This is a genomic window from Pseudomonas sp. W15Feb34, assembly GCF_023127765.1.
Lineage (GTDB): Bacteria > Pseudomonadota > Gammaproteobacteria > Pseudomonadales > Pseudomonadaceae > Aquipseudomonas > Aquipseudomonas synxantha_A.
The window spans coordinates 122,107-146,039 of record NZ_SPKN01000044.1; the positions used below are offsets into that span (position 1 = coordinate 122,107).

A 23,933-nucleotide genomic window follows, 5' to 3' on the forward strand; every position below is an offset into this window, starting at 1 on the left:
TTTGGTTTTGCGGTGTTCTTGAATAGGTGTCGGATCAATAAACACCACTCGTCCGCGCACCCGTCCTACGGTTGAAATCCCCCCCGCCACCCCCATATGAGTTCTCATCAGGGCATTTTCGCCCCGCTGCGTGGAGACTCTCCCCTTGACCACCATCGTTTCAGTACGTCGCCACGGCAAAGTCGTCATGGGCGGCGACGGCCAGGTTTCCCTGGGCAACACCGTGATGAAAGGCAACGCGAAAAAAGTGCGTCGCCTGTACCACGGCCAGGTACTTGCCGGTTTCGCAGGCGCTACCGCCGACGCCTTTACCCTCTTCGAACGTTTCGAAGGCCAGCTTGAGAAACATCAGGGCCACCTGGTGCGCGCCGCTGTGGAACTTGCCAAAGAATGGCGCACCGACCGTTCCCTCAGCCGCCTGGAGGCCATGCTCGCCGTCGCGAACAAAGACGCTTCCCTGATCATCACCGGTAACGGCGATGTGGTAGAGCCCGAGCATGGCCTGATCGCCATGGGTTCCGGCGGTGGCTATGCCCAAGCGGCAGCCAGTGCGCTGCTGAAGAAAACCGACCTGTCGGCCCGTGAAATCGTCGAGACCGCCCTGGGTATCGCCGGCGATATCTGCGTGTTCACCAACCACAACCAGACCATTGAGGAGCAGGACCTCGCCGAGTAAGCCGTAGGCTTATTCCCGCTTGAGGCCGCCAGACACTATGTCCATGACCCCCCGCGAAATCGTCCATGAACTCAATCGCCATATCATCGGCCAGGACGATGCCAAGCGCGCCGTTGCCATTGCGCTGCGTAACCGCTGGCGCCGGATGCAACTGCCCGAAGAACTGCGCGTTGAAGTAACCCCCAAGAACATCCTGATGATCGGCCCGACCGGTGTCGGTAAAACCGAAATCGCCCGGCGCCTGGCCAAATTGGCGAACGCCCCGTTCATCAAGGTCGAAGCGACCAAGTTCACCGAAGTCGGCTACGTGGGCCGTGATGTCGAGTCGATCATCCGTGACCTGGCCGATGCCGCCCTGAAGATGCTGCGCGAACAGGAAGTGACCAAGGTCAGCCACCGTGCCGAAGACGCAGCGGAAGAGCGCATCCTCGACGCCCTGCTGCCACCGGCCCGCATGGGTTTCAACGAAGACGCCGCACCGTCGTCGGATTCCAATACTCGCCAGCTGTTCCGCAAGCGCCTGCGTGAAGGCCAGCTGGATGACAAGGAAATCGAGATCGAAGTGGCTGAAGTGTCCGGCGTGGATATTTCTGCCCCGCCTGGCATGGAAGAAATGACCAGCCAGTTGCAGAACCTGTTCGCCAACATGGGCAAGGGCAAGAAGAAAAGCCGCAAGCTCAAGGTGAAAGAAGCGCTGAAGCTGGTGCGCGACGAAGAAGCCGGGCGCCTGGTCAATGAGGAAGAACTCAAGGCCAAGGCCCTGGAAGCGGTCGAGCAGCACGGCATCGTGTTTATCGATGAGATCGACAAAGTGGCCAAGCGTGGCAACTCCGGTGGCGTCGATGTATCCCGCGAAGGTGTGCAGCGTGACCTGTTGCCGCTGATCGAAGGCTGCACAGTCAACACCAAGCTGGGCATGGTCAAGACTGACCACATTCTGTTTATCGCTTCCGGTGCGTTCCACCTGAGCAAGCCAAGCGACCTGGTACCCGAGCTGCAAGGCCGCCTGCCGATTCGTGTGGAACTCAAGGCACTGACCCCTGGCGACTTCGAGCGCATCCTCAGCGAACCCCACGCCTCGCTCACCGAGCAGTACCGTGAGTTGCTGAAAACCGAGGGCCTGGGTATCGAGTTCCAGGCAGACGGTATCAAGCGTTTGGCGGAAATCGCCTGGCAGGTCAACGAGAAGACCGAGAACATCGGTGCCCGACGCCTGCATACCTTGCTTGAGCGCTTGCTTGAGGAAGTGTCGTTCAGTGCCGGCGACATGGCGGGTGCGCAGAATGGTGAAGCGATCAAGATCGATGCTGACTACGTCAACAGCCACTTGGGCGAATTGGCGCAGAACGAAGACTTGTCTCGTTATATCCTGTAAGCCTCACTCAATGTGGGAGTGGTTTGTGTGGGAGCTGGCTTGCCTGCGATAGCATCACCTCAGTGTTCCTGAAACACCGAGGTGCCTGCATCGCGGGCAAGCCCGGCTCCCACATTGGTCCCTCCCACATTTTGGGCCGGTTCCTTCAGGGTTATCTCCAATGTCGAAATTTCCTACCGCAGTAAACCTGCACAAAACCTCCAATACCCTTGGCCTGACTTACGGGCCGGATGAAACCTACCAACTGCCCGCCGAATTCCTGCGGGTTCACTCGCCTTCGGCCGAGGTTCAGGGCCACGGCAAGCCCATCCTGCAATTCGGCAAGCTCAATGTCAGGTTGACCCAGGTCGAACCGGCCGGCCAGTACGCACTGAAATTGACCTTCGATGACGGCCATGACAGCGGACTGTTCACTTGGGACTACCTCTATCAGTTGGCCGTACGTCAGGACGCGCTATGGGCCGACTACCTGGCCGAGCTCAAAGCGGCCGGAAAAACCCGCGACCCGAGTGAGTCGGTCGTGCGGCTGATGCTCTAGCACAGGCATCTTGGTCTTTAGAGCGCATTTTCTAATTTCATCTGCTTGAATGCCCTGTCGCGTGGCCAATGATCGGCCCGCTTGCGAAAAAAAATAAACTCGGGTAACCAATGGAGCTGGCAAGTTCCCTGCATTTGACGATGCGGTATCAACGGTCACCCGGGTCGCAGTACCAGGCTGGTGTCGTGTATCGAAATTGGGTGCGCAGCAATCGCCGGTACTCGTCTTTCGGACAATGGAGCGTCGTAGATGAGTAACAAGAATAACGATGACTTGAAACGCCAGGCCTCGGAAAACACCCTGGGGCTGAACCCGATCATCGCGTTACGCAAAAAGGATTTATTGGCCTCGGCCAAGATGGTGCTGACCCAAGCCATCAAGCAGCCGTTGCACAGCGTCAAGCACGTCGCCCACTTTGGCGTCGAGTTGAAGAATGTGATGTTCGGCAAATCCCAACTGGTACCTGAAGGCGATGACCGTCGCTTCAACGACCCGGCCTGGAGCCAGAACCCGCTGTACAAACGTTATTTGCAGACTTACCTGGCGTGGCGCAAGGAACTCCACGACTGGATCGACGACAGCAACCTGCCGGCACAAGACATCAGCCGTGGCCACTTCGTGATCAACCTGATGACCGAAGCCATGGCCCCCACCAACAGTGCGGCCAACCCGGCGGCGGTCAAGCGCTTCTTTGAAACCGGCGGCAAAAGCCTGCTCGACGGTTTGTCCCACCTGGCCAAGGACATGGTGCACAACGGCGGTATGCCGAGCCAGGTCAACATGGGCGCCTTTGAGGTCGGCAAGACCCTGGGCACCAGCGAAGGTGCGGTGGTGTTTCGCAACGATGTGCTGGAGCTGATCCAGTACAAGCCCATCACCGAGCAGGTACACGAGCGCCCACTGCTGGTGGTGCCGCCGCAGATCAACAAATTCTACGTATTCGACCTGTGCCCGGAAAAGAGCCTGGCGCGTTTCTGCCTGCGCAATGGGCAACAGACCTTTATCGTCAGTTGGCGCAACCCCACCAAGGCCCAGCGCGAGTGGGGGCTCTCTACTTATATCGAGGCGCTCAAGGAAGCGGTCGATGTGGTCACGGCAATTACCGGCAGCAAGGACGTGAATATGCTCGGCGCCTGCTCCGGTGGCATCACCTGCACCGCACTGCTGGGCCACTACGCGGCGCTGGGCGAGAAGAAGGTCAACGCCCTGACCCTGTTGGTGAGCGTGCTGGACACCACCCTGGACACCCAGGTGGCACTGTTTGTCGACGAGCAGACCCTGGAAGCAGCCAAGCGCCATTCCTATCAGGCCGGCGTGCTGGAAGGCCGCGACATGGCCAAGGTGTTTGCATGGATGCGCCCCAACGACCTGATCTGGAACTACTGGGTCAATAACTACCTGCTGGGCAACGAACCGCCGGTGTTCGACATCCTGTTCTGGAACAACGACACCACCCGCTTGCCGGCCGCTTTCCATGGCGACCTTATCGAACTGTTCAAGAACAACCCACTGGTACGCGCCAACGCCCTGGAAGTGTGCGGCACGCCCATCGACCTCAAGCAGGTCACTGCCGACATCTACTCCCTGGCCGGCACCAACGACCACATCACGCCGTGGCAGTCGTGCTACAAGTCGGCGCAGTTGTTTGGCGGCAAGGTCGAGTTCGTGCTGTCCAGCAGTGGGCACATCCAGAGCATCCTCAACCCGCCAGGCAACCCCAAGGCGCGCTACCAGACCAGCGAGGGCTTGTCGGGCAGTGCGTTGCAGTGGCAGGAGAACGCCACCAAGCACACCGATTCGTGGTGGCTGCACTGGCAGGCGTGGCAGGCGGAGCGGGCGGGGAAGTTGAAAAAAGCCCCGACAATATTAGGCAATAAAACCTATGCCGCCGCCGAAGCGGCGCCGGGTACCTATGTACATGAACGCTAGGCATTCTTGTGATTGAAATGAGATCAGATGTGGGAGCTGGCTTGCCTGCGATAGCGATGGGCCTGCTCACTAATCGCTGCCTGAAAAAATGCCATCGCAGGCAAGCCAGCTCCCACACTGACCGGGTTCCTACAGACCAATAGCACCACTTCACAGGGCTTGAGCATGGCGCAACCGTTCATCTTCCGTACCATCGACCTGGATGGCCAGACCATCCGCACGGCGGTACGCCCGGGCAAGCCGCACTTGACCCCGCTGCTGATCTTCAACGGCATCGGCGCCAACCTTGAGCTGGTGTTCCCGTTCGTCCAGGCCCTGGACCCGGACCTGGAAGTGATTGCGTTCGACGTGCCCGGCGTTGGCGGTTCCTCGACGCCGAAGCGGCCCTATCGCTTCCCCGGCCTGGCCAGGCTCACCGCGCGTATGCTCGATTACCTCGACTACGGCCAGGTGAACGCCGTGGGTGTGTCCTGGGGCGGGGCACTGGCGCAGCAGTTCGCCTATGACTACCCGGAACGTTGCAAGAAGCTGATCCTGGCGGCCACAGCTGCCGGGGCCTTTATGGTGCCGGGCAAACCCAAAGTGCTGTGGCTGATGGCCAGCCCCCGGCGTTATATCCAACCCTCCCATGTGGTGCGCATCGCGCCGATGATTTATGGCGGCTCGTTCCGCCGCGATTCGAACCTGGCCGCCGAACATGCGAGCAAAGTGCGCTCGGCTGGCAAGCTGGGTTACTACTGGCAATTGTTCGCCGGGCTGGGCTGGACCAGCATTCATTGGCTGCACAAAATCCGCCAGCCCACCCTGGTATTGGCCGGGGACGATGACCCGCTGATCCCGCTGGTCAACATGCGGATGCTCGCCTGGCGCATCCCCAATGCGCAGTTGCACATCATCGATGACGGGCACCTGTTCCTGATCACCCGGGCTGAAGCCGTGGCGCCGATCATCATGAAGTTTCTCGAAGAGGAGCGCTTGCGCGCAGTGATACATCCGCGACCGGCGGTGTGAAGGACCACACCACCGCGCAAGTTGCCAGGAACCGACTATGGTTCTGGATTGGCGTGCCTGCTTGATGTCTTGACGAAGGAGTGTTGGCTCATGCGAGAAAGACCCGTGACGAACCCGGCGCCCACCCCCGCTGCGTTCATCAACGCACAAAATGCGATCACCGGCCTGCGCGGCCGCGACCTGCTGTCAACCCTGCGCACCGTCGCCGCGCACGGGCTGCGCAACCCGGTGCACACCGCCCGCCACGCCCTGGCCCTGGGCGGCCAACTGGGCCGTGTGCTGCTGGGTGAGACCGTGCACGAGCCCAACCCCAGGGACAATCGCTTCAGCGACCCCACCTGGAAGCTCAACCCGCTGTACCGGCGCAGCTTGCAAGCCTATCTGAGCTGGCAGAAACAGACGCGGCAGTGGATCGATGACAGCACCCTCAGTGACGATGATCGCGCGCGTGCGCAGTTCGCCTTCGCCCTGCTCAACGACGCCGTCTCCCCTTCCAACACCCTGCTCAACCCGCTGGCGATCAAGGAGTTGCTCAACTCCGGCGGCAACAGCGTGGTGCGCGGCGTGAGTAACCTGTTCGAAGACCTGCTGCACAACAACGGTTTGCCCCGCCAGGTCAGCAAACACGCCTTCGAAGTCGGCAAGACGGTGGCGACCACGCCCGGTTCGATAGTGTTTCGCAACGAACTGCTGGAGCTGATCCAGTACAAGCCCATGAGCGAAAAACAGTACGCCAAGCCGCTGCTGGTGGTGCCGCCGCAAATCAACAAGTACTACATCTTCGACCTCAGCCCGGCCAACAGCTTTGTGCAATATGCCCTTAAAAATGGCCTGCAAACCTTCATGATCAGTTGGCGCAACCCGGACGTGCGGCATCGCGAATGGGGCCTGTCCACCTATGTGGCGGCGTTGGAGGAGGCACTGAATGTCTGCCGGGCCATCACCGGCGCCCGCGAGGTCAACCTGATGGGCGCCTGCGCCGGTGGCCTGACCATCGCCGCCCTGCAAGGCCACCTGCAAGCCAAGCGCCAGGTGCGGCGCATCTCCAGCGCCAGTTACCTGGTGAGCCTGCTCGACAGCCAGATCGACAGCCCCGCAACCTTGTTCGCTGACGAACAAACCCTGGAAGCCGCCAAGCGCCGCTCCTACCAGGAGGGCGTACTGGACGGCCGTGACATGGCCAAGGTGTTTGCCTGGATGCGCCCCAACGACCTGATCTGGAACTACTGGATCAACAATTACCTGCTGGGCAAGGAGCCGCCGGCCTTCGACATCCTGTACTGGAACAACGACAACACGCGCCTGCCCGCCGCCTTGCACGGCGACCTGCTGGACTTCTTCAAGCACAACCCCCTGAGCCATCCCGGCGGCCTGGAGGTGTGCGGCACGCCCATCGACTTGCGCAAGGTCACGGTGGACAGCTTCAGCGTGGCCGGGATCAACGACCACATCACACCGTGGGACGCGGTGTATCGCTCCACCCAACTGCTGGGCGGCGAGCGGCGCTTTGTGCTGTCCAACAGCGGGCATATCCAGAGCATCCTCAACCCGCCGGGCAACCCCAAGGCCAACTACGTCGAGAACCTCAAGCTGAGCAGTGACCCGCGTGCCTGGTACTACGACGCCCGGCATGTCGAAGGCAGCTGGTGGCCGCAGTGGCTGGAATGGGTACAACAACGCTCCGGGGTACAACGCGAAACGCTTACCGCCCTGGGCAACCAGAACTACCCACCGATGGAAGCAGCGCCAGGCACTTATGTGCGGGTGCGTTGAGCTCAACGATCACATTAAGAAGACTGGATGAAGACCCGCGACCGTATCCTTGAATGTGCCTTGCAGTTGTTCAACCACAAGGGCGAACCGAACGTATCGACCATGGAGGTGGCCAATGAAATGGGGATCAGCCCCGGCAACCTCTACTACCACTTCCACGGCAAGGAGCCGTTGGTGCTGGGGCTGTTCGAGCGCTTTCAATGCGAGTTGGCGCCATTGCTCGATCCTCCCGCCGATGCGCAACTGGAGGCCGAGGATTACTGGCTGTTCCTGCACCTGATTGTCGAGCGCATGGCCCACTACCGGTTCCTGTTCCAGGACCTGTCGAACCTGACCGGGCGCCTGCCGAAGCTGGCCAAGGGGATTCGCACCCTGCTCACGGCGCTCAAGCGCACCCTGGCCTCATTGTTAGCGCGGTTGAAAGCCGCGGGGCAACTGGTCAGTGACACCCAGGCGCTGGGACAGCTGGTGGAACAGATCACCCTAACCCTGCTGTTTTCCCTGGATTACCAACGGATTCTGGACCGTGAGGGTGAGGTGCGAGTGGTGGTGTACCAGATCATGATGCTGGTGGCCCCCCATCTGTTACCGACGGCGCGGAAGGCGACTGAGAAGTTCGCCTTGAAATATCTGGATGACACTGATTAAACATGTGGGAGCGGGCTTGCCCGCGATAGCGTTGGATCAGCCAATGCCTGTATGACTGACACTCCGCCATCGCGGGCAAGCCCGCTCCCACATTGGAAATGCAGCGTTTTTTAGGCTTGCATAAAAAAACGCCCGGTCTTCGCAGACCGGGCGTTTTTTTGTGTCCCGGAAAAATCAGGACTGACTGGATGGCGTCGGGGTGACCGGCGTTGCAGTCGGGGTAGCAGCCGTATGCGTCGGTGCGGACACCGAGTTGGCGGTAGAAGCGGCCGGTGCTGGCGCCGCTGCCGGCTTGGCCGCTGCGGCAGGCTTTGCTGCTGCCGGTTTTTTCGCTACCGCAGGCTTTTTGGCCGCTGCAGGTTTGGCCGCAGGCTTGGCTGCTGGTTTCGCAGCAGCGGGCTTGGCAGCAGGTTTGGCAGCAGCGGTTTTAGCCGCAGGTTTGGCAGCCGGTTTAGCCGCAGGTTTCGCGGCGGCTTTAGCGGCCACTGGCTTAGCGGCAGGCTTGGTGGCCGGTTTGGCGGCAGCGGTTTTAGCCGCGGGCTTGGCCGCAGGTTTCGCAGCGGCTTTGGCTGGTGCTTTGGCAGCGGGTTTTGCAGCCGGCTTGGCGGCGGCTTTAACCAGAGGCTTGGCGGCAGTTTTCGCGGCGGGTTTTGCAGCGGGTTTTGCAGCGGCTGTTTTAGCCGCAGGTTTGGCAGCCGGTTTTGCTGCAGGCTTGGCCGCGGCGGTCTTGGCAGGAGCCGCTTTGGCGCCGGTCAGTTTTTCAATTTGCTTGGTCAAGGTATCGACCTTGCTGTGCAGCGTCTTCAATTCAGCCTTGCTGGGTACGCCCAGTCGCGAAATTGCACTATTGAGGCGCTTGTCGAAGGTTTCTTCCAACTTGCCCCAAGTGTCAGAAATGCTCGACTTGGCAGAACCGGCAGTTGCCTTGGCCGCGTCCACTTTTTTACCGACTGTGCTCTTGGTCAACTTCTCGGCCTTCTCGCCGTCCTTGACCAGAGTCTCGAAGTATTTACCGCCGTCACTGCTAACCTTCGAGTACACGCCTAAACCAGCAAGCCAGATTTTGCGGGAATATTTTTCAACTTCCCCGACCCACGAGCTGCCTTCTTTCTGAGTAGTCTTTTTAACAGCCATCCCGATGTCTCCTTAGTGTTTACGCGCGACACGTTCGAGCAATGCCGTCAGCTCTTCGAGCTTAGCAGAGAGTGTCTCCACGTCATGTTTAGACGCAATGCCGATTCGATTCAAGGCACTTGCAACACGCGTGTCAAAAGCTTTTTCAACTTTATCCAGCTGAACTTCAACCAAGCCCCTGACGCCGGAGACGTTACTCTTTACTTGATCAATCTGACTGTTGGCGGCATCAAGTTGTTCAACTACAACTTTTTTACCTTTACTTTCAACGCGTTGGCCGCTCTTGACCAGTTCTTTGAAGTATTCGCCGCCCTCGCTGCCGACCTTTGCATAGGCACCAAGGCCCGCCAGCCAGATCTTGCGGGCATAGCTTTTAACCTCACTCAGGGGGGTGGTTTGAACGTCGATTTTTTTCTTCAAAATAACTTTGGCCATGGTGCACCTCACGCAAAAAGGGTGGAGGACGGCCCGCAGGAGTTGAGGGCTTGGGCACAAAGTAGGGGTTAAAATTAGAATCGGCACCCTAAGTCAGGCCAACGCCTTATCCAAGGCTTTTTCGATTTCGGACTTGATCGTGCCACTCATGGCCGACATCAACAGGCCGAGTTCTACCTCGATGCGCAGCGAGTCATCGGCCACCGCGACCGTGCCCTTAACCCCGGAACGTTTCAGCTTCAGGGTATCGCCGGCCCATGAAGACTCCACACCATATTTATCCTCGAGTTTGCGCGCCAATTGCTCAGCCTTGGCCCGCGCCTGTTCTTTCCCCAGGGTATGTTCACGCTCAACGGTAATACGGGCCATTGCAATGACTCCTCTTTATAACGACTCGGAACACCCGCCATGCGGCAAATGGCCTCGGTGAGCATCTATCTTACCTGCAGCCTTGCCAAGACAAAGCAGGCCTTGGGGATTATCATGTCCCGCATTCTCTTTTGGTGACAGCGATATGACTGATCAGCGCAAAGGCAGCGATGCCGAACCCACCACTCACTTCGGTTTCAAGAACGTCCCGGAAAGCCAGAAAGCGGAAAAAGTCGCTGAGGTGTTTCACTCCGTGGCGGCCAAGTACGACCTGATGAATGACGTGCTTTCCGGCGGCATGCACCGTCTGTGGAAGCGCTTCACCATCGAGTTGTCGGGCGTACGCACCGGCAACCGGGTACTGGATATCGCCGGCGGCACGGGCGACCTGGCCGCCAAGTTCTCCAAACTGGTCGGCCCCACCGGTCAGGTGGTTTTGGCCGATATCAACGGTTCGATGCTCAAGGTCGGCCGCGATCGCCTGCTCGACAAAGGTGTGGCCGGCAATATCGAGTTCGTCCAGGCCGACGCTGAGAAGCTGCCGTTCCCCGACAACCATTTCGACTGCGTGACCATCGCCTTCGGCCTGCGCAACGTCACTCACAAGGAGGACGCGATCCGCTCGATGCTGCGCGTCCTCAAGCCGGGTGGTCGCCTGCTGGTGCTGGAATTCTCCAAGCCGACCAACGCGCTGATGTCCAAGGTCTACGACACTTACTCGTTCGCCTTCATGCCGCTGATGGGCAAGTTGATCACCAATGACGCCGAGAGCTACCGCTACCTGGCCGAATCCATCCGCATGCACCCCGACCAGGAAACCCTGAAGTCAATGATGGTGGAGGCCGGTTTCGACCGCGTGACCTATCACAACATGACCTCCGGCATCGTTGCCTTGCACCGAGGTATCAAACCCTGATGCTGCTCGCAGGCCTTCTCGCAAGCGTCGAACATGGCCTCAACCGTGTTCTGCGCCTGGACAGCACCGCCCTGGCACGGCTCGCGCACTTGAACGGCAAAGTCATTGCCGTCGACTGCCGCAGCCCCGCTGTGCAGCTGTTTATCCTGCCCAGCGATGAAGGCTTGCTGCTCGCCACTCAATGGGCAGCCGACGCCGACTGCACCTTGCGTGCGCCGGCCTCCAGCCTGTTGCACCTGGCGCTGAGCCGCAACAAGACCGCCATCCTCCACAGCCCCGAGGTGGAGCTGGAAGGCGACAGTGCGGTGCTGATGGATCTGGCCGCCGTGCTGCAGGACCTGGAGCTGGATTGGGAATACGAACTCTCGCGCTGGATCGGCCCGGTCGCCACCCAGTTGCTCAGCGGGCACCTGCGCAGCCGCTCGCGCTGGTACCAGCAAGGGTTCGCCAGCCTGAACCAGAACCTCGCCGAATACCTGAGCGAAGAATCGCGCACCCTGGTCGGGCAACGGGAAGCGCAAGCGCGCTTTCGTGATCTCGACAAGGCCAAAATCGACCTGGAACGCCTCGAGGCCCGCTTCGAACGCCTGAGCCGCTCCCTTGATCCAAGCGATAACGCATGAAGCTGCTCGCCGTCCGCCGTTTGTTTCGTATCCAGCGCGTCGTAATCCGTTACCGCCTCGATGACCTGCTGTTTGCCCTGCCCCTGCCCTGGTTCCTGCTGGCGGTGCGTTATGTGCTGCCGTGGCGCTGGTTCCCGCGCAAACAGCTGGAGCTCAGCCGAGGCGCGTGCCTGCGCCTGGCGTTGCAGGATCTGGGGCCGATCTTTATCAAGTTCGGGCAGATCCTCTCCACCCGCCGCGACTTGCTGCCTGAAGACATCGCCGACGAACTGATGCTGTTGCAGGACCGTGTGCCGCCTTTCGATTCACAGCAGTCGATGGCGTTGATCGAAGAACAACTGGGCCAGAAGATCAGCGAGGTGTTCAGCCGCTTCGATGTCGAGCCCCTGGCCTCGGCCTCGGTCGCGCAGGTCCACGCCGCACAGCTCAAGACCGGCGAAGAGGTGGTGGTAAAAGTCATTCGCCCGGGCCTCAAGCCGATCATCGGCCAGGACCTGGCGTGGCTGTTTATCCTGGCTCGGGCGGCCGAACGTTTTTCTGCCGACGCGCGTCTGCTGCACCCGGTGGATGTGGTCGCCGACTACGAAAAAACCATCTACGACGAGCTCGACCTGCTGCGCGAAGCGGCCAACGCCAGCCAATTGCGACGCAACTTCGAAGGCTCGCAACTGCTGTACGTGCCACAAGTGTATTGGGACTGGTGCCGGCCGAAAGTGCTGGTGATGGAGCGCATCTACGGCGTGCAGGTCACCGACCTGGCCACCCTCGCCGACCAGCGCACCGACATGAAGATGCTCGCCGAACGCGGGGTGGAGATCTTCTTTACCCAAGTATTTCGCGACAGTTTCTTCCACGCCGACATGCACCCCGGCAACATCTTCGTCAGCACCGTCAATCCGTGGAGCCCGCAGTACATCGCGATCGACTGTGGCATCGTCGGCAGCCTGACCCCGGAAGACCAGGACTACCTGGCGCGCAACCTGTTTGCTTTCTTCAAGCGCGACTACCGCCGCGTGGCGCAGTTGCACATTGATTCAGGTTGGGTGCCGGCGGAAACCAAGCTCAACGAATTCGAAGCGGCGATCCGTACCGTATGCGAACCGATCTTTGAAAAACCGTTAAAAGATATTTCCTTCGGTCAGGTGCTGATGCGCCTGTTCCAGACTGCGCGGCGCTTCAATATGGAAGTACAACCGCAGTTGGTGCTGCTGCAAAAAACCCTGCTCAACATCGAAGGCCTGGGCCGCCAGTTGTATCCGGACCTCGATCTGTGGAACACCGCGCAACCGTTCCTGGAGCGCTGGATGCGTGAGCGGATGAGCCCGAAGACCATGTTGGGCAACCTGCACAGCCAGTTCGAACAACTGCCGCACCTGGCCAACATGACCCGCGATCTACTGGAGCGCATGTCCCAGCCCCACGCCAAAGACCCCGAGCCGCCTTGGCGCAAGCGCAAGGACGACTGGTTCCTGCGCCTGCTCGGCGCCGCGCACCTGGTGGGCGGTGTGATGCTGGTGATCGGCGGGCCGCTGAATCAACTGGGTCACTGGCCAGCCGGAATCATGGTGGCGGTGGGTGTTTATCTGATCGTGCGTCGATAGCCAATCCGGTTATACACTGTCGCAAATTGCCGGAGCCGAACATGAAAAACTGGCTGGACGAGATCAAGTGGGACAGTGACGGCCTGGTGCCGGCCATTGCCCAGGACTACAAGACCGGGCGCGTATTGATGATGGCCTGGATGAACCGTGAGGCGCTGAGCCTCACCGCCACTGAGCAGCGCGCCATCTACTGGTCACGTTCGCGTGGCAGACTGTGGCGCAAGGGCGAAGAATCCGGGCACGTGCAGGTTCTGCATGAAATGCGCCTGGACTGCGACGCTGACGTGGTGATCCTGATGGTCGATCAGATCGGCGACATCGCCTGCCATACCGGGCGCCACAGCTGTTTCTATCGCGTCTTCGAAGACGGCGAATGGAAGACAGTGGACCCAGTGCTTAAAGACCCGCACGCCATTTATTCGGCAGGACACTGAACATGAGCGATACCCTGAACCGTGTGGCCCAGGTGCTGGAAGACCGCAAAGGCGCGGATGCCGACAGCTCCTATGTCGCTAGCCTTTACCACAAGGGTCTGAACAAGATTCTGGAAAAACTCGGCGAAGAATCCGTCGAGACCATCATTGCGGCCAAGGACGCGCAAATCAGCGGTGATTACAGCGATGTAATCTATGAGACCGCCGACTTGTGGTTCCATAGCCTGGTCATGCTTGCCCAACTGGGGCAGCATCCACAGGCCGTGCTGGATGAACTGGACCGTCGCTTCGGCTTGTCCGGGCACGCCGAAAAGGCCTCGCGCCCGTCCGCCTGATTAACCAAGACTTGAGGATTTGCAGCATGGGCATTTTTGACTGGAAACACTGGATCGTCATTCTGGTGGTGGTTGTTCTGGTGTTCGGCACCAAAAAACTGAAAAACCTCGGCACCGACGTCGGCGAGTCGATCAAGGGCTTTCGTAAAGCCATGAACGACGACGAGAAACCCGCCGAGCCAAGCGCAAACCCGGTGCCACCGGCACAGCCTGTGCACCCGCAGGCCGCTCAGCCGATCACCGAGCGTCGTACCTTCGACGTGCAGGCTGAAAAAGTCCAAGAGCCGACCCGCAAAGACTCGTGAGCACTGACTAATGTTTGGTATCAGCTTCTCTGAACTGCTGCTCGTCGGCCTGGTAGCCCTGCTGGTACTGGGGCCGGAACGCCTGCCCGGTGCCGCACGCACCGCCGGCCTGTGGATCGGGCGCCTGAAACGCAGTTTCAACGCGATCAAACAGGAAGTTGAACGTGAAATCGGTGCCGACGAGATCCGCCGGCAATTGCACAACGAACATATCCTGTCGTTGGAGCAGGAGGCGCGCAAGATTCTTTCCCCGGTGCAGGAGCCGGCCAAGCCGGTCACTCCGGTGGCCGAGCAGAGCATCGCGCCGGTGTCCCCTGCCGAAGCCGTTCCCGCCCCGATAACGCCTGCGCCGACGCCCGTCGCGTCGCCCGCGCCCAATGACCCTACACTGCCGCCGCGAGCCCCATGAGCGCTGATAAACCGGAAAACGACCAGCACATGCCGCTGGTCTCGCACCTCACCGAGTTGCGTACCCGCCTGCTGCGTTGCGTAGCGGCCATCTTCATCATCTTTGCCGGGCTGTTTGCCTTCACCCAGCAGATCTACACTTTCGTTTCCACACCGTTGCGCCAGTACCTGCCTGTCGGTGCGACGATGATTGCCACCGACGTGTCGTCGCCGTTCCTGACGCCATTGAAGCTGACCATGATGGTTTCGCTGTTTCTGGCGATCCCGGTGATCCTGCATCAGATCTGGGGCTTTATTGCGCCGGGCCTGTACAAGCACGAGAAGCGCATCGCAGTGCCGTTGCTGGTGTCGAGCATCCTGCTGTTCTATACCGGCATGGCCTTCGCCTACTTCCTGGTGTTCCCGCTGATCTTCAAGTTCTTCGCCGCCGCCACCCCGGCCGGCGTGGAGATGATGACCGATATCACCAGCTACCTCGACTTCGTGATGACGCTGTTCTTCGCCTTTGGCGTGGCCTTCGAAATCCCGGTGGCGGTGGTGTTGCTGGTGTGGATCGGAGTGGTCGACGTCAAATATCTGAAGAAGATCCGCCCGTACGTGATCATCGGCTGCTTTGTGGTCGGCATGATCCTCACGCCGCCGGACATCTTCTCCCAGACCTTGCTGGCCGTGCCGATGTGGATGCTGTTCGAAGTGGGCATCCTGTTCAGCGGCTTGATCAGCAAGCGCGGCGAACACCCGGACGACCAGCCTGCCGACGACGACCAGCCGCCAGCGACCCAGCCGTGAACCTGCTGCTGCTGGAAGACGCCGACTTCATCGCGGCCGACCGCGTGGTGCTGCGTGATCGGCGCCTGGTGCATATGCAGGAAGTCCACCGCGCCGCCGTAGGCGACAACCTGCGTGTGGGCCGCATTGGTGGGCTGATGGGCAATGCCCAACTGCTGCGCCTGGACGCAGGCGAAGCCGAGCTGCAAGTCAGCTTCGACCAACCGCCGCCGCCAAAGCTGCCCCTGACACTGCTGCTGGCCCTGCCCCGCCCGAAGATGCTGCGCCGGGTGCTGCAAACCGTGGCGGCCATGGGCGTGCCCAAGGTCGTGCTGGTCAACAGCTACCGCGTGGAAAAAAGCTTCTGGCAGACCCCATTCCTGGAACCTGCAGCGGTTCGCGAGCAACTGATCCTCGGTCTGGAACAGGCGCGGGACACGGTGCTGCCCGAGATCATTATCGAAAAGCGCTTCAAACCGTTTGTCGAAGATCGCCTGCCGGCCATGGTTGAAGGCACCCTGGGCCTGATCGGCCATCCCGGCGATTACCCGGCCTGCCCCCGTGGGCTGGATGAGCCGGTGACGCTGGCGATTGGCCCAGAAGGTGGTTGGATTCCCTATGAGGTGGACCTGCTGACCAAGGCCGGTCTACAGCCGGTGCAGCTAGGTGCGCGCATCCTGCGGGTTGAAACCGCCGTGACGGCCCTGCTCGCCCGACTGTTCTGATATCAAATCCAAAAACACTACAGCCCAGATGTGGGAGGGGGCTTGCCCGCGATAGCGGTGTATCAATCACTGAATGTGGTGGCTGACACTCTGCCATCGGGGGCAAGCCCCCTCTCACATTGGATCTGTGGCGCTACAGAATCCTATGCCCATGCCGATAGCCTCTGAATAAGTCCAAGCCTTGTTCCAGGGGAGTTCGCAGCATGTATCGTTGGTTAGCCGAGAAACTGGGGAATGTAAGCGTCAACCGCAAGCTGAGCGTCGGCTTTGGCCTGGTGTTGATCCTGACGCTGTTGATCACCTTTACCGGCTGGACCGGCCTGGGCGACGTAATCAATCGCGGCGATAAGCTGGGTTTTATCTCCAGCCTCAATGGCCTGACCAAAGACCTGCGCCTGGCGCGCCTGGACTTTGATATGCGCCGCGGCGAACAAGGCACTGACGCGGTCACCGGCCTGATTACTCAGTTGGACAATGGCCTTGAAACCGCCGCGCAGTTAATCGAACAGCCCAATGACAAGGCCCTCGTCGAACAACAACAGGAAGCGTTGAGCCAATACAAAAAAGCCTTCGCGGCCATGGTCCAGGCGGGTCTCAAGCGTGAGGGCGCGCGCAGCAAGCTCGGCGACACCGCCGACAATGCCGTGGCCAAAACCAACGAGATTGAAAAAAGCCTCCTGCAAGGCGACAGCGTCACCCAGTTCAACAGCGTGGTTGACCTGAGCAAGCTGATCCAGCAAGCGCGCTTCCAGGTACGCGGCTACACCTACAGCGGCAAAGTCGAGGCCGAGCAACCGGCCCTTGATGCCATCGACAATGCCCTGAAAAAAATCACCGAACTGCAAAGCCAACTTCCAGCGCCCTACCAGGCCAACCTGCAAGAGGCTGGTGTCTCACTGCAAGCCTATCGCGCCGCCGTCAGCCAATATCGCGACTCCCAAGTGGCCAGTGCCGCCGCACTTAAAATCATGAGCGCCCAGGGCGATATTCTGCTGGGCCATAGCGAGAAACTCACCACGTCGCAAACCGCAGTGCGCGACCACGATGTGGCCCAGGCCAAATATCTGTTGCTGCTCGCCACCGTACTGGCGATGGTCTTCGGCCTGTTCGCAGCCTGGGCCATCACCCGCCAGATCGTCATCCCGCTAAACCAGACCCTCAAGGTCGCCGAGCGCGTGGCCTCCGGCGACCTGAGCCACAACCTGGACTCTGGCCGCCAGGACGAACTGGGCCAGTTGCAACGCGCCATGCAGAGCATGACCGTGGGCCTGCGCGCGTTGATCGGTGGTATCAGCGAGGGCGTCACCCAGATCGCCAGCGCGGCCGAGCAGTTGTCGGCCGTGACTGAACAGACCAGCGCGGGGGTCAACAGCCAAAAGGTCGAGACCGATCAGGTCGCCACCGCCATGAACGAAATGGCCGCCACCGTGCAGGAAGTTGCACGCAATGCCGAGCAAGCCTCGGAAGCTGCTGTAGCCGCAGACCAACAGGCCCGTGAAGGTGACAAGGTGGTCGGCGAAGCCATCGCCCAGATCGAACGCCTGGCGACCGAAGTCGGCAACTCCACCCTCGCCATGGGCGACCTGAAGCGCGAAAGCGACAAGATCGGCAGCGTGCTTGACGTGATCAAATCCGTCGCCCAGCAAACCAACCTGCTGGCGCTGAATGCGGCCATTGAAGCGGCGCGTGCCGGGGAGGCCGGGCGTGGCTTCGCGGTGGTGGCCGATGAAGTGCGCAGCCTGGCCCAGCGCACACAGAAGTCCACCGAAGAGATTGAAGAGCTGATCGTCGGCCTGCAAAACGGTACCCAGCAGGTGGCCTCCATCATGGACAACAGCCGTGGGCTGACCGACAGCAGCGTTGAACTGACGCGTCGCGCCGGCAGCGCATTGGCGAATATCACCCGCACGGTTTCAACCATCCAGGCGATGAACTCACAAATCGCCACCGCCGCCGAGCAACAGAGCGCCGTAGCCGAAGAGATCAACCGCAGCGTGTTGAATGTGCGTGACGTATCCGAACAGACGTCCTCGGCCAGCGAAGAAACCGCTGCGTCGAGTGCAGAACTGGCGCGCCTGGGCATTCATCTGCAAGCATTGGTCGGCCGCTTCAGGGTCTGACACGCTCACACCAGGGAGTGGCCCGTGCGGGGTCCTCCCTGCAACTTGTGAAATTTCCTACACGTCTTTCAGGTCAATTCTTACGCGCCCCTTGCCGAAAAGATTTAGCGTTCCCACTCCTCCTGACCTGCGTCAGTCGGACTGCGAGACGCTTTCTCTTTGCTGATGGAGGTGCATCATGTTTCGACCACTGACCCGCGTATTGGGCAATACCAGCGTCACCCTCAAGCTTATCCTTGGCTTCGGCCTGGTGCTGGCACTGTGCATGGCTGTCGCCCTGACGGGATGGCAGGCACTGAACGACTCGCTCTTTCGTGCACAAACCTTGACCACCCTTTCTCGATTGGCCGTGGCCGGTGAAGAGCTACGCGCCGAACGGATTGTGTACCGCACCCTCAATGAACCGACGAACTTCGACAAGATCGGCCGGCACATGGAAAAAATCGACGGTTACCTGGTCGAGTTGGCGGATCGCCTGAAAATCCAGGCACATCTGCAGCAAGTCCAAGACTCCAGTCGCCTCAGCGCGCGCTTCAAGACCGCACTGGGCGGGCTACCCACCTTGATGCAACAACGTGAGCAAGCGCAGAAGGGGCTCACCAGCAGTTCTGTGGCGGCCAGCGACACCCTTGGACAATTTTCCAGTGACTTGCCCGACCAGAACGATGAGAAAGCCTTGGATAGCGTGGAAAACCTGCGCCTGGCGTTGGAAAAAGCCGAAGACCGCGCCAAGGCACCGGCATGGGCCGCAGACACACTGCAGATTTACACCCAAGGCGTGGACGACGCGCTCAAGGCCCTCGACGGTGCTCAGTCTGCCGTGACGGCTTTACCGGTCGACAGCACCGCTCTGAATAGCGCCCTGCTCGACTATCGCGCCCAACTCAACCGCGTCAAGGACGCGCAGGTCACTGTTGAAAACACCCAGAATCAACTGGAGCAGTGGCTGGACCAGTTACTCTCGCAAAGCGACCGCCTGAGCGAGGAACAGACCCTGCAACGCGATAAAGAAGCAGACTTGGCTCGCCTGATGTTGCTCTACGTGACAGGCGCAGCGCTGCTGCTCGGGGCCCTCGCCGCCTGGCTGATCGCCGGCCAGATCGTGCGGCCGTTGCGCCAGGCGCTGCTGACAGCCAACCGCATCGCCGAGGGCGACCTGAGCCACGATATCACTACCTCGCGGCGCGACGAACTGGGCCAATTGCAACGCAGCATCGGCCAGATGACGCTCAACCTGCGCGCCCTGATCGGCGGTATCAACGACAGCGCCCGCCAGATCGCAAGCGCCGCCGAGCAACTGTCCGCCGTCACCGAGCAAACCCGCGCCGGGGTCAATGGCCAGAAACTGGAAACCGAGCAAGTCGCCGCCGCCATGAACGAAATGCTCGCGACCTCCCAAGAGGTCGCTCGTCATGCAGAGCAAGCCTCGATTGCCGCCACTGAGGCTGATCAACAAGCGGGGGTGGGCGACCAGGTGGTGGCAGAAGCGATTACCCATATCGAACATCTGGCCGAGCAGATGAACCGCTCGAGCCTGGCGATGCAAGGCTTGCAACAGGAAAGCCAGAAGATCGGCAGCGTGCTGGAGGTGATCAAATCGGTGTCCGAGCAAACCAACCTGCTGGCCCTTAACGCCGCTATCGAAGCGGCACGCGCGGGTGAAGCCGGTCGCGGTTTCGCTGTAGTGGCCGACGAAGTACGCACCCTGGCCCAGCGCACCCAGCAATCAGCCGAGGAAATCGAGGTATTGATCGAGGGTTTGCAGCGTGGCACGCAACACACCGCCGATATCCTGGACAACAGCCTCAGCCTGACCGACAACAGCGTGGAGCTGACGCGCCGCGCAGGCGCAGCCCTTGCCAACATCACCCGTACGGTATCGGTGATTCAGGAGATGAACCCACAGATTGCCGCAGCAGCCGAGGAGCAAAGCGCGGTGGCCGAAGAGATCAACCGCAGCGTACTGAAGGTCAAGGATGCGTCGGAACAAACCTCGACCGCCAGTGAGCAGACGGCGGCGGCCAGCATCGAGCTGGCGCGCCTGGGCACAGACCTGGCGCGCTCGGTAGGCCGGTTCAAGGTCTGAGCAGTTACAACACCTGGCGCAGGAAGGCTTGAGCCCGCGGGTCCTGGGGGGCTGCAAAGAAGGCTGCGGGCGCGGCATCTTCGAGCAGTTTGCCATGGTCGAAGAACAGCACCCGGTCCGCCACTTCGCGAGCAAAGCCCATCTCGTGGGTCACGCAGACCATGGTCATGCCTTCCAGGGCCAGGGTCTTCATGACGTCGAGGACTTCGCCAACCATTTCCGGGTCGAGCGCCGAGGTGGGCTCGTCAAACAGCATCACCTTGGGCTCCATGGCCAGCGCTCGGGCAATCGCGACCCGCTGCTGTTGGCCGCCAGACAGGCGCGATGGAAACTCATGGGCCTTCTGCGCGATACCCACCTTTTCCAACAGAGCCAGGGCCTTGGCCTCGCGCTCTTGCTTGCCGCGCTTGCGCACGACCTTTTGCGCCAGGCACAGGTTTTCCAGCACGGTCATGTGGGGGAACAGGTTGAAATGCTGAAACACCATGCCGACTTCACGGCGATAGGCGTTCACATCGGTTTTAGGATCGGCCAATTGCAGGCCATCAATGCTCACCGAGCCCGAGTCGAACTCCTCCAACCCATTGAGGCAGCGCAGGAAGGTGGACTTGCCGGAACCGGACGGGCCAATGACAACCAGCACTTCGCCCTTGGCCACCTGGGTGGTGACGTGATCAACCGCGCGTACTACATGCCCACGGGTGTCGAAGACTTTTACCAGATCGCGCACTTCAATCACTTTGGGCGAGCCTCCGCTCAAGCCGGCTGGCCATTTTCGACAGCGGCAGGTTGATCAGCAGGTACAGGCCTGCCACACAGAACAGGATCTCGAATGGCGAAAACGAGGTGGTGATCACTTCGCGGCCACTCTTGAGCAATTCGGTAATCGCGATCACCGACACCAGGGACGTGTCCTTGACCAGGCTGATAAATTGCCCGGCCAGGGGTGGCAGCACGCGCTTGAAGGCTTGCGGCAACACCACATGGCGCATCGACTGGCTGGCGCTCAAGCCCAAGGAACGCGCCGCTTCATCCTGGCCACGGGTGATAGACTGCACGCCGGCGCGGACGATTTCGGCCACGTAGGCGCCGGTGAACAACGACAGCGCGGCGATCCCGGCAAACTCCCGGGAGAGGTTGAGCACCGTGCCGATGAAGAAATAGAAAATGAAAATCTGCACCAGCAGCGGCGTACCGCGCACCAGTTCGACGTAGATCGTCGACAAATCCCGCAGGGTCGGGTTTTTGGAGAGCCGGCACAAACCGGTCGCCAAACCTATCGCCAAGCCCAGGATGCCGGACACCACCGACAGCCACAGCGTGGTCCACAAGCCCCACATCAGCGGCCCCAACGCCCACTGGCGGGTCACGCCGACCACATCGCCCTCAGCCACATCATCACCGCGCGCCACTTGCAGGCTGTTGTCGGCAACCGTGAGCTTTTGCTCGGCCCCCGCGTCGTTGCGCAGGGTGACTTCGGCCACATCGCCTTTGCGCACCAACTCGACCACGGTGGAAATATCCGCGGCGCGCTGGGAGGTTTCGGCTTGATAGGCAAAGTATTGCGGCACGCGGTTCCAGCGCCACTCGTAGGACATCAACGAGGTGGCGTAGTACAAGGCGCCAGCCAGGCCGACCAGCACGACCACCGTCAGCAGGTGCCAGGGCCATTGGGCTTTTTTCTGTTTCATTTCACTTTCCGGATATGTGTTGCCTGATAGGCCGCCATCGAGGGCAAGCCAGCTCCCACATTTGATGTGTAAATACAGTCAAATGTGGGAGCTGGCTTGCCTGCGATGCAGGCAACTCGGTGTCAGGCCTTATTCCATGTCCTTGAGCCACTCGGAGCTCTTGAACCACTTGTCATGGATACGATCGTAGGTGCCGTCGTTACGGATCTGGTGCAGGAAGTTATTGATGAAGTTGATGCTGTCGTAATCGCCTTTCTTCAAACCGAAGGCCAGGGGTTCAAAGGTGAAGGGTTCTTCCAGGAACACCAGCTTGCCGTTGCCGACTTTCTTCTCGGCTACTACGTTATACGGTGCGTCATAGACGAAGGCGTCAGCCTTGCCGTTGACCACATCCAGCACGCCTTCCTGCTCGTTGTCGTAGCCGTGGTACTTGGCCTTGGAAATCAGCTTTTTGGCGACCATCTCACCGGTGGTGCCGAGCTTGGAGGTCAGACGGTATTTCTCATCGTTCAGGTCTTTGTAGGACTTGATGGTGCCTTCCAGGTCCTTGCGGATCAGCAGGGTCTGGCCGACCACAATGAAGGGTTCGCTGAAGTTCAGGCGCAGGTTGCGCTCCTGGGTCAGGGTCATGCCGCTGCCGATCATGTCGAACTTGCCGGTCAGGAAGGCCGGGATGATGCCGTCATAACCGGTGGACACCAGCTCCAGCTTGACCCCCATGGACTTGGCCATGGCCTTGAGGATGTCGACTTCGAAGCCGATGATTTCACCGCGCTTGTCAGTCATTTCGAACGGCATGTAGGTCGGGTCCATGCCGACTTTCAACGTGCCGCGCTTGACCGCATCGTCGATGGCACCGGCCTGGGCCGCAGTGGCAGCGACCATCGCGGTGACGCCGAGCATCAGCATCGAAAGATACTTTTTCATCTTCAAGACCCCTGAACGATTCTTATAAGGTCGGCGCACAAAAGGGCTGCGCCATTTCGGGATGCGATCCTAACCCACTCGTTGTCCGTCACAAAGGTTTCAGCGGTAAATGTTATCGGCGTATGTCGTAAAAGTCCTACGGCGGCGCAGTCAAGCGCAGGGGTAGACGCGTCTACGCGGCCCCTCGACAATTGATTGATGTGTAAGTAGTTATGACCATCACTCAATCTCTGCCATCCAGGCCGTGTCCCTGAACCACTTGTCATGCAGGTGATCGTAGGAGCCATCCTGAGCGATCTGGTTGAGAAAGTGATTGATCCAGTTGAGGCTGTCGTAATCACCCTTTTTCAAACCAAACGCCAGGGGCTCAAAGGTGAAGGGTTGTTCCAGTGTCAACAAGGCGCTGTTCTGCGGCCGGCTCATCGCGATCAGGTTGTAGGGCGCATCATGGATAAACGCATCGAACTTGCCTTCCACGACCTGCCGCACACCGTCTTCCGGGGTCGTCACCGTGCTCAGTTGAGCAGCCCCCAGAAAACGCTGGGCTGCTGCCTCTCCGGTCGTGCCCTGGATAGTCACCACCCGGTAGCTGGCGTCGTCCAGTTCTTCGATGCTGGAAACGATGCCGGCCAGGCGGGGGTGCAGCAGCACGGTCTGACCCACCACAATGAAAGAGTCGCTGAAGTTGAGCTTCAGGTTGCGCTCTTGGGTGACGGTCATGCCACTGCCAATCAGGTCGAATTTCTTCGCCATCAACCCCGGTACCAAATCCGTATAGGGCACCGCAATCAGCTCAAGTTCCACGCCCAGTGCACGGCTCATGGCGCGGAGCAAGTCAATTTCAAAACCGACGATGCGCCCCTGCTTATCGAGCATCTCGAAGGGCACGTAATTGGGCGTGGTCCCCACCTTCAACACGCCGCGACGAACAGCATCGTCCAGGGCGCCCGCACTCAGCAGACCCGCGTAAGCCCATAGGAAAACGCTAACCAGCAATACCGAACAATACCTTTTGATCATGAATGCCCCCGTGGCGAGTCAAATTTTGGGGGGCGATGCTAACCCAGCGACAGGCACGACAATACGCCTCGATCAAAGGTCTTTTG

At 60.1% G+C, this 23,933-nt stretch carries 25 protein-coding genes; 18 read left to right on the forward strand and 7 right to left on the reverse strand.

Annotation, left to right across the window (positions count from 1 at the left end):
- The first annotated feature begins 145 nt into the window (after nt 1-145).
- The 7 genes from hslV to E4O97_RS20550 all read left to right on the forward strand — a co-directional run bounded on the left by hslV (nt 146) and on the right by E4O97_RS20550 (nt 7,950).
- Nucleotides 146-676, forward strand: a complete 531-nt coding sequence (hslV, locus tag E4O97_RS20520; protein WP_003171209.1) for an ATP-dependent protease subunit HslV — start codon at nt 146-148, stop codon at nt 674-676.
- 37 nt (nt 677-713) lie between these two features.
- Nucleotides 714-2,051 carry an ATP-dependent protease ATPase subunit HslU gene (gene hslU / locus E4O97_RS20525; RefSeq protein ID WP_003171208.1) on the forward strand — a complete coding sequence of 446 codons (1,338 nt, stop codon included), beginning with the start codon at nt 714-716 and terminating at the stop codon, nt 2,049-2,051.
- Between the two features lie 160 nt (nt 2,052-2,211).
- The gene (locus tag E4O97_RS20530; RefSeq protein ID WP_248162061.1) at nt 2,212-2,589 is read left to right on the forward strand and encodes a DUF971 domain-containing protein; all 378 of its coding nucleotides are present in this window, start codon (nt 2,212-2,214) and stop codon (nt 2,587-2,589) included.
- 249 nt (nt 2,590-2,838) lie between these two features.
- Entirely contained in the window at nt 2,839-4,518 is a 1,680-nt protein-coding gene (gene phaC / locus E4O97_RS20535; protein ID WP_078820085.1) for a class II poly(R)-hydroxyalkanoic acid synthase, read from the forward strand.
- Nucleotides 4,519-4,683: 165 nt separating this feature from the next.
- A complete protein-coding gene (phaZ, locus tag E4O97_RS20540) occupies nt 4,684-5,529 on the forward strand; it encodes a poly(3-hydroxyalkanoate) depolymerase (RefSeq protein ID WP_005784015.1) in 846 nt (281 codons plus the stop codon).
- Between the two features lie 90 nt (nt 5,530-5,619).
- Nucleotides 5,620-7,302 carry a class II poly(R)-hydroxyalkanoic acid synthase gene (gene phaC, locus E4O97_RS20545; RefSeq protein WP_248162063.1) on the forward strand — a complete coding sequence of 561 codons (1,683 nt, stop codon included), beginning with the start codon at nt 5,620-5,622 and terminating at the stop codon, nt 7,300-7,302.
- A gap of 27 nt (nt 7,303-7,329) precedes the next feature.
- On the forward strand, nt 7,330-7,950 hold the full coding sequence (locus E4O97_RS20550) for a TetR/AcrR family transcriptional regulator (protein ID WP_248162065.1): 621 nt from the start codon (nt 7,330-7,332) through the stop codon (nt 7,948-7,950).
- 174 nt (nt 7,951-8,124) lie between these two features.
- Here the strand turns inward: E4O97_RS20550 and E4O97_RS20555 are convergent, their stop codons facing one another.
- The 3 genes from E4O97_RS20555 to E4O97_RS20565 all read right to left on the reverse strand — a co-directional run bounded on the left by E4O97_RS20555 (nt 8,125) and on the right by E4O97_RS20565 (nt 9,888).
- A complete protein-coding gene (locus E4O97_RS20555) occupies nt 8,125-9,084 on the reverse strand; it encodes a phasin family protein (RefSeq protein ID WP_248162066.1) in 960 nt (319 codons plus the stop codon).
- 12 nt (nt 9,085-9,096) lie between these two features.
- Nucleotides 9,097-9,519, reverse strand: coding sequence for a phasin family protein (locus tag E4O97_RS20560; protein WP_032878324.1), 423 nt, complete (start codon nt 9,517-9,519; stop codon nt 9,097-9,099).
- A gap of 93 nt (nt 9,520-9,612) precedes the next feature.
- Nucleotides 9,613-9,888, reverse strand: coding sequence for a polyhydroxyalkanoic acid system family protein (locus E4O97_RS20565; RefSeq protein WP_005784005.1), 276 nt, complete (start codon nt 9,886-9,888; stop codon nt 9,613-9,615).
- A 145-nt stretch (nt 9,889-10,033) separates the two neighbouring features.
- Between E4O97_RS20565 and ubiE the strand changes: the two genes are divergently transcribed.
- The 11 genes from ubiE to E4O97_RS20620 all read left to right on the forward strand — a co-directional run bounded on the left by ubiE (nt 10,034) and on the right by E4O97_RS20620 (nt 20,209).
- Nucleotides 10,034-10,804: a bifunctional demethylmenaquinone methyltransferase/2-methoxy-6-polyprenyl-1,4-benzoquinol methylase UbiE gene (gene ubiE / locus E4O97_RS20570; RefSeq protein WP_003171186.1), complete on the forward strand. Its 771-nt coding sequence runs from the start codon at nt 10,034-10,036 to the stop codon at nt 10,802-10,804.
- Nucleotides 10,804-11,427 carry an SCP2 domain-containing protein gene (locus E4O97_RS20575; protein ID WP_078820081.1) on the forward strand — a complete coding sequence of 208 codons (624 nt, stop codon included), beginning with the start codon at nt 10,804-10,806 and terminating at the stop codon, nt 11,425-11,427. The genes ubiE and E4O97_RS20575 overlap by 1 nt, the downstream gene beginning before the upstream one ends.
- On the forward strand, nt 11,424-13,028 hold the full coding sequence (gene ubiB / locus E4O97_RS20580) for a ubiquinone biosynthesis regulatory protein kinase UbiB (protein ID WP_005783998.1): 1,605 nt from the start codon (nt 11,424-11,426) through the stop codon (nt 13,026-13,028). Before E4O97_RS20575 ends, ubiB begins: the two co-directional genes overlap by 4 nt.
- Nucleotides 13,029-13,069: 41 nt before the next feature.
- Nucleotides 13,070-13,462, forward strand: a complete 393-nt coding sequence (gene hisI, locus E4O97_RS20585; protein ID WP_005783996.1) for a phosphoribosyl-AMP cyclohydrolase — start codon at nt 13,070-13,072, stop codon at nt 13,460-13,462.
- A gap of 2 nt (nt 13,463-13,464) precedes the next feature.
- The gene (locus tag E4O97_RS20590; RefSeq protein ID WP_003187881.1) at nt 13,465-13,797 is read left to right on the forward strand and encodes a phosphoribosyl-ATP diphosphatase; all 333 of its coding nucleotides are present in this window, start codon (nt 13,465-13,467) and stop codon (nt 13,795-13,797) included.
- Between the two features lie 26 nt (nt 13,798-13,823).
- Nucleotides 13,824-14,102 carry a twin-arginine translocase TatA/TatE family subunit gene (locus tag E4O97_RS20595; RefSeq protein WP_005783993.1) on the forward strand — a complete coding sequence of 93 codons (279 nt, stop codon included), beginning with the start codon at nt 13,824-13,826 and terminating at the stop codon, nt 14,100-14,102.
- A gap of 10 nt (nt 14,103-14,112) precedes the next feature.
- Entirely contained in the window at nt 14,113-14,511 is a 399-nt protein-coding gene (gene tatB, locus E4O97_RS20600; RefSeq protein ID WP_032878326.1) for a Sec-independent protein translocase protein TatB, read from the forward strand.
- Nucleotides 14,508-15,299, forward strand: coding sequence for a twin-arginine translocase subunit TatC (tatC, locus tag E4O97_RS20605; protein WP_005783990.1), 792 nt, complete (start codon nt 14,508-14,510; stop codon nt 15,297-15,299). The genes tatB and tatC overlap by 4 nt, the downstream gene beginning before the upstream one ends.
- A complete protein-coding gene (locus E4O97_RS20610) occupies nt 15,296-16,003 on the forward strand; it encodes a 16S rRNA (uracil(1498)-N(3))-methyltransferase (protein ID WP_228309251.1) in 708 nt (235 codons plus the stop codon). Before tatC ends, E4O97_RS20610 begins: the two co-directional genes overlap by 4 nt.
- Nucleotides 16,004-16,206: 203 nt before the next feature.
- A complete protein-coding gene (locus tag E4O97_RS20615; RefSeq protein WP_248162067.1) occupies nt 16,207-18,123 on the forward strand; it encodes a methyl-accepting chemotaxis protein in 1,917 nt (638 codons plus the stop codon).
- 178 nt (nt 18,124-18,301) lie between these two features.
- Nucleotides 18,302-20,209: a methyl-accepting chemotaxis protein gene (locus E4O97_RS20620; protein ID WP_216090620.1), complete on the forward strand. Its 1,908-nt coding sequence runs from the start codon at nt 18,302-18,304 to the stop codon at nt 20,207-20,209.
- A gap of 4 nt (nt 20,210-20,213) precedes the next feature.
- Here E4O97_RS20620 and E4O97_RS20625 read toward each other — a convergent pair whose 3' ends face one another.
- The 4 genes from E4O97_RS20625 to E4O97_RS20640 form a co-directional block, all read right to left on the reverse strand.
- Complete coding sequence (locus tag E4O97_RS20625) at nt 20,214-20,948, reverse strand: amino acid ABC transporter ATP-binding protein (protein ID WP_032878328.1); 735 nt, start codon at nt 20,946-20,948, stop codon at nt 20,214-20,216.
- Nucleotides 20,941-21,900, reverse strand: coding sequence for an amino acid ABC transporter permease (locus tag E4O97_RS20630; RefSeq protein WP_005783980.1), 960 nt, complete (start codon nt 21,898-21,900; stop codon nt 20,941-20,943). Before E4O97_RS20630 ends, E4O97_RS20625 begins: the two co-directional genes overlap by 8 nt.
- 129 nt (nt 21,901-22,029) lie before the next feature.
- Nucleotides 22,030-22,827, reverse strand: a complete 798-nt coding sequence (locus E4O97_RS20635) for a transporter substrate-binding domain-containing protein (RefSeq protein WP_005783978.1) — start codon at nt 22,825-22,827, stop codon at nt 22,030-22,032.
- Nucleotides 22,828-23,046: 219 nt separating this feature from the next.
- Nucleotides 23,047-23,847 (reverse strand): transporter substrate-binding domain-containing protein, encoded by an 801-nt coding sequence (locus tag E4O97_RS20640; protein WP_032878330.1) that lies wholly within the window; start codon nt 23,845-23,847, stop codon nt 23,047-23,049.
- Nucleotides 23,848-23,933 lie beyond the last annotated feature (86 nt).

Coding starts and splice junctions, on each gene's coding strand:
- tatB (WP_032878326.1), top strand. CDS start 14,113: ATGTTTGGTATCAGCTTCTCTGAACTGCTGCTCGTCGGCCTGGTAGCC.
- E4O97_RS20590 (WP_003187881.1), top strand. CDS start 13,465: ATGAGCGATACCCTGAACCGTGTGGCCCAGGTGCTGGAAGACCGCAAA.
- E4O97_RS20615 (WP_248162067.1), top strand. CDS start 16,207: ATGTATCGTTGGTTAGCCGAGAAACTGGGGAATGTAAGCGTCAACCGC.
- tatC (WP_005783990.1), top strand. CDS start 14,508: ATGAGCGCTGATAAACCGGAAAACGACCAGCACATGCCGCTGGTCTCG.
- hslU (WP_003171208.1), top strand. CDS start 714: ATGTCCATGACCCCCCGCGAAATCGTCCATGAACTCAATCGCCATATC.
- E4O97_RS20530 (WP_248162061.1), top strand. CDS start 2,212: ATGTCGAAATTTCCTACCGCAGTAAACCTGCACAAAACCTCCAATACC.
- phaC (WP_248162063.1), top strand. CDS start 5,620: ATGCGAGAAAGACCCGTGACGAACCCGGCGCCCACCCCCGCTGCGTTC.
- E4O97_RS20560 (WP_032878324.1), bottom strand. CDS start 9,519: ATGGCCAAAGTTATTTTGAAGAAAAAAATCGACGTTCAAACCACCCCC.
- E4O97_RS20575 (WP_078820081.1), top strand. CDS start 10,804: ATGCTGCTCGCAGGCCTTCTCGCAAGCGTCGAACATGGCCTCAACCGT.
- phaC (WP_078820085.1), top strand. CDS start 2,839: ATGAGTAACAAGAATAACGATGACTTGAAACGCCAGGCCTCGGAAAAC.
- E4O97_RS20640 (WP_032878330.1), bottom strand. CDS start 23,847: ATGATCAAAAGGTATTGTTCGGTATTGCTGGTTAGCGTTTTCCTATGG.
- ubiE (WP_003171186.1), top strand. CDS start 10,034: ATGACTGATCAGCGCAAAGGCAGCGATGCCGAACCCACCACTCACTTC.
- E4O97_RS20635 (WP_005783978.1), bottom strand. CDS start 22,827: ATGAAAAAGTATCTTTCGATGCTGATGCTCGGCGTCACCGCGATGGTC.
- E4O97_RS20555 (WP_248162066.1), bottom strand. CDS start 9,084: ATGGCTGTTAAAAAGACTACTCAGAAAGAAGGCAGCTCGTGGGTCGGG.
- ubiB (WP_005783998.1), top strand. CDS start 11,424: ATGAAGCTGCTCGCCGTCCGCCGTTTGTTTCGTATCCAGCGCGTCGTA.
- E4O97_RS20630 (WP_005783980.1), bottom strand. CDS start 21,900: ATGAAACAGAAAAAAGCCCAATGGCCCTGGCACCTGCTGACGGTGGTC.
- E4O97_RS20550 (WP_248162065.1), top strand. CDS start 7,330: ATGAAGACCCGCGACCGTATCCTTGAATGTGCCTTGCAGTTGTTCAAC.
- E4O97_RS20565 (WP_005784005.1), bottom strand. CDS start 9,888: ATGGCCCGTATTACCGTTGAGCGTGAACATACCCTGGGGAAAGAACAG.
- E4O97_RS20620 (WP_216090620.1), top strand. CDS start 18,302: ATGTTTCGACCACTGACCCGCGTATTGGGCAATACCAGCGTCACCCTC.
- hisI (WP_005783996.1), top strand. CDS start 13,070: ATGAAAAACTGGCTGGACGAGATCAAGTGGGACAGTGACGGCCTGGTG.
- phaZ (WP_005784015.1), top strand. CDS start 4,684: ATGGCGCAACCGTTCATCTTCCGTACCATCGACCTGGATGGCCAGACC.
- E4O97_RS20595 (WP_005783993.1), top strand. CDS start 13,824: ATGGGCATTTTTGACTGGAAACACTGGATCGTCATTCTGGTGGTGGTT.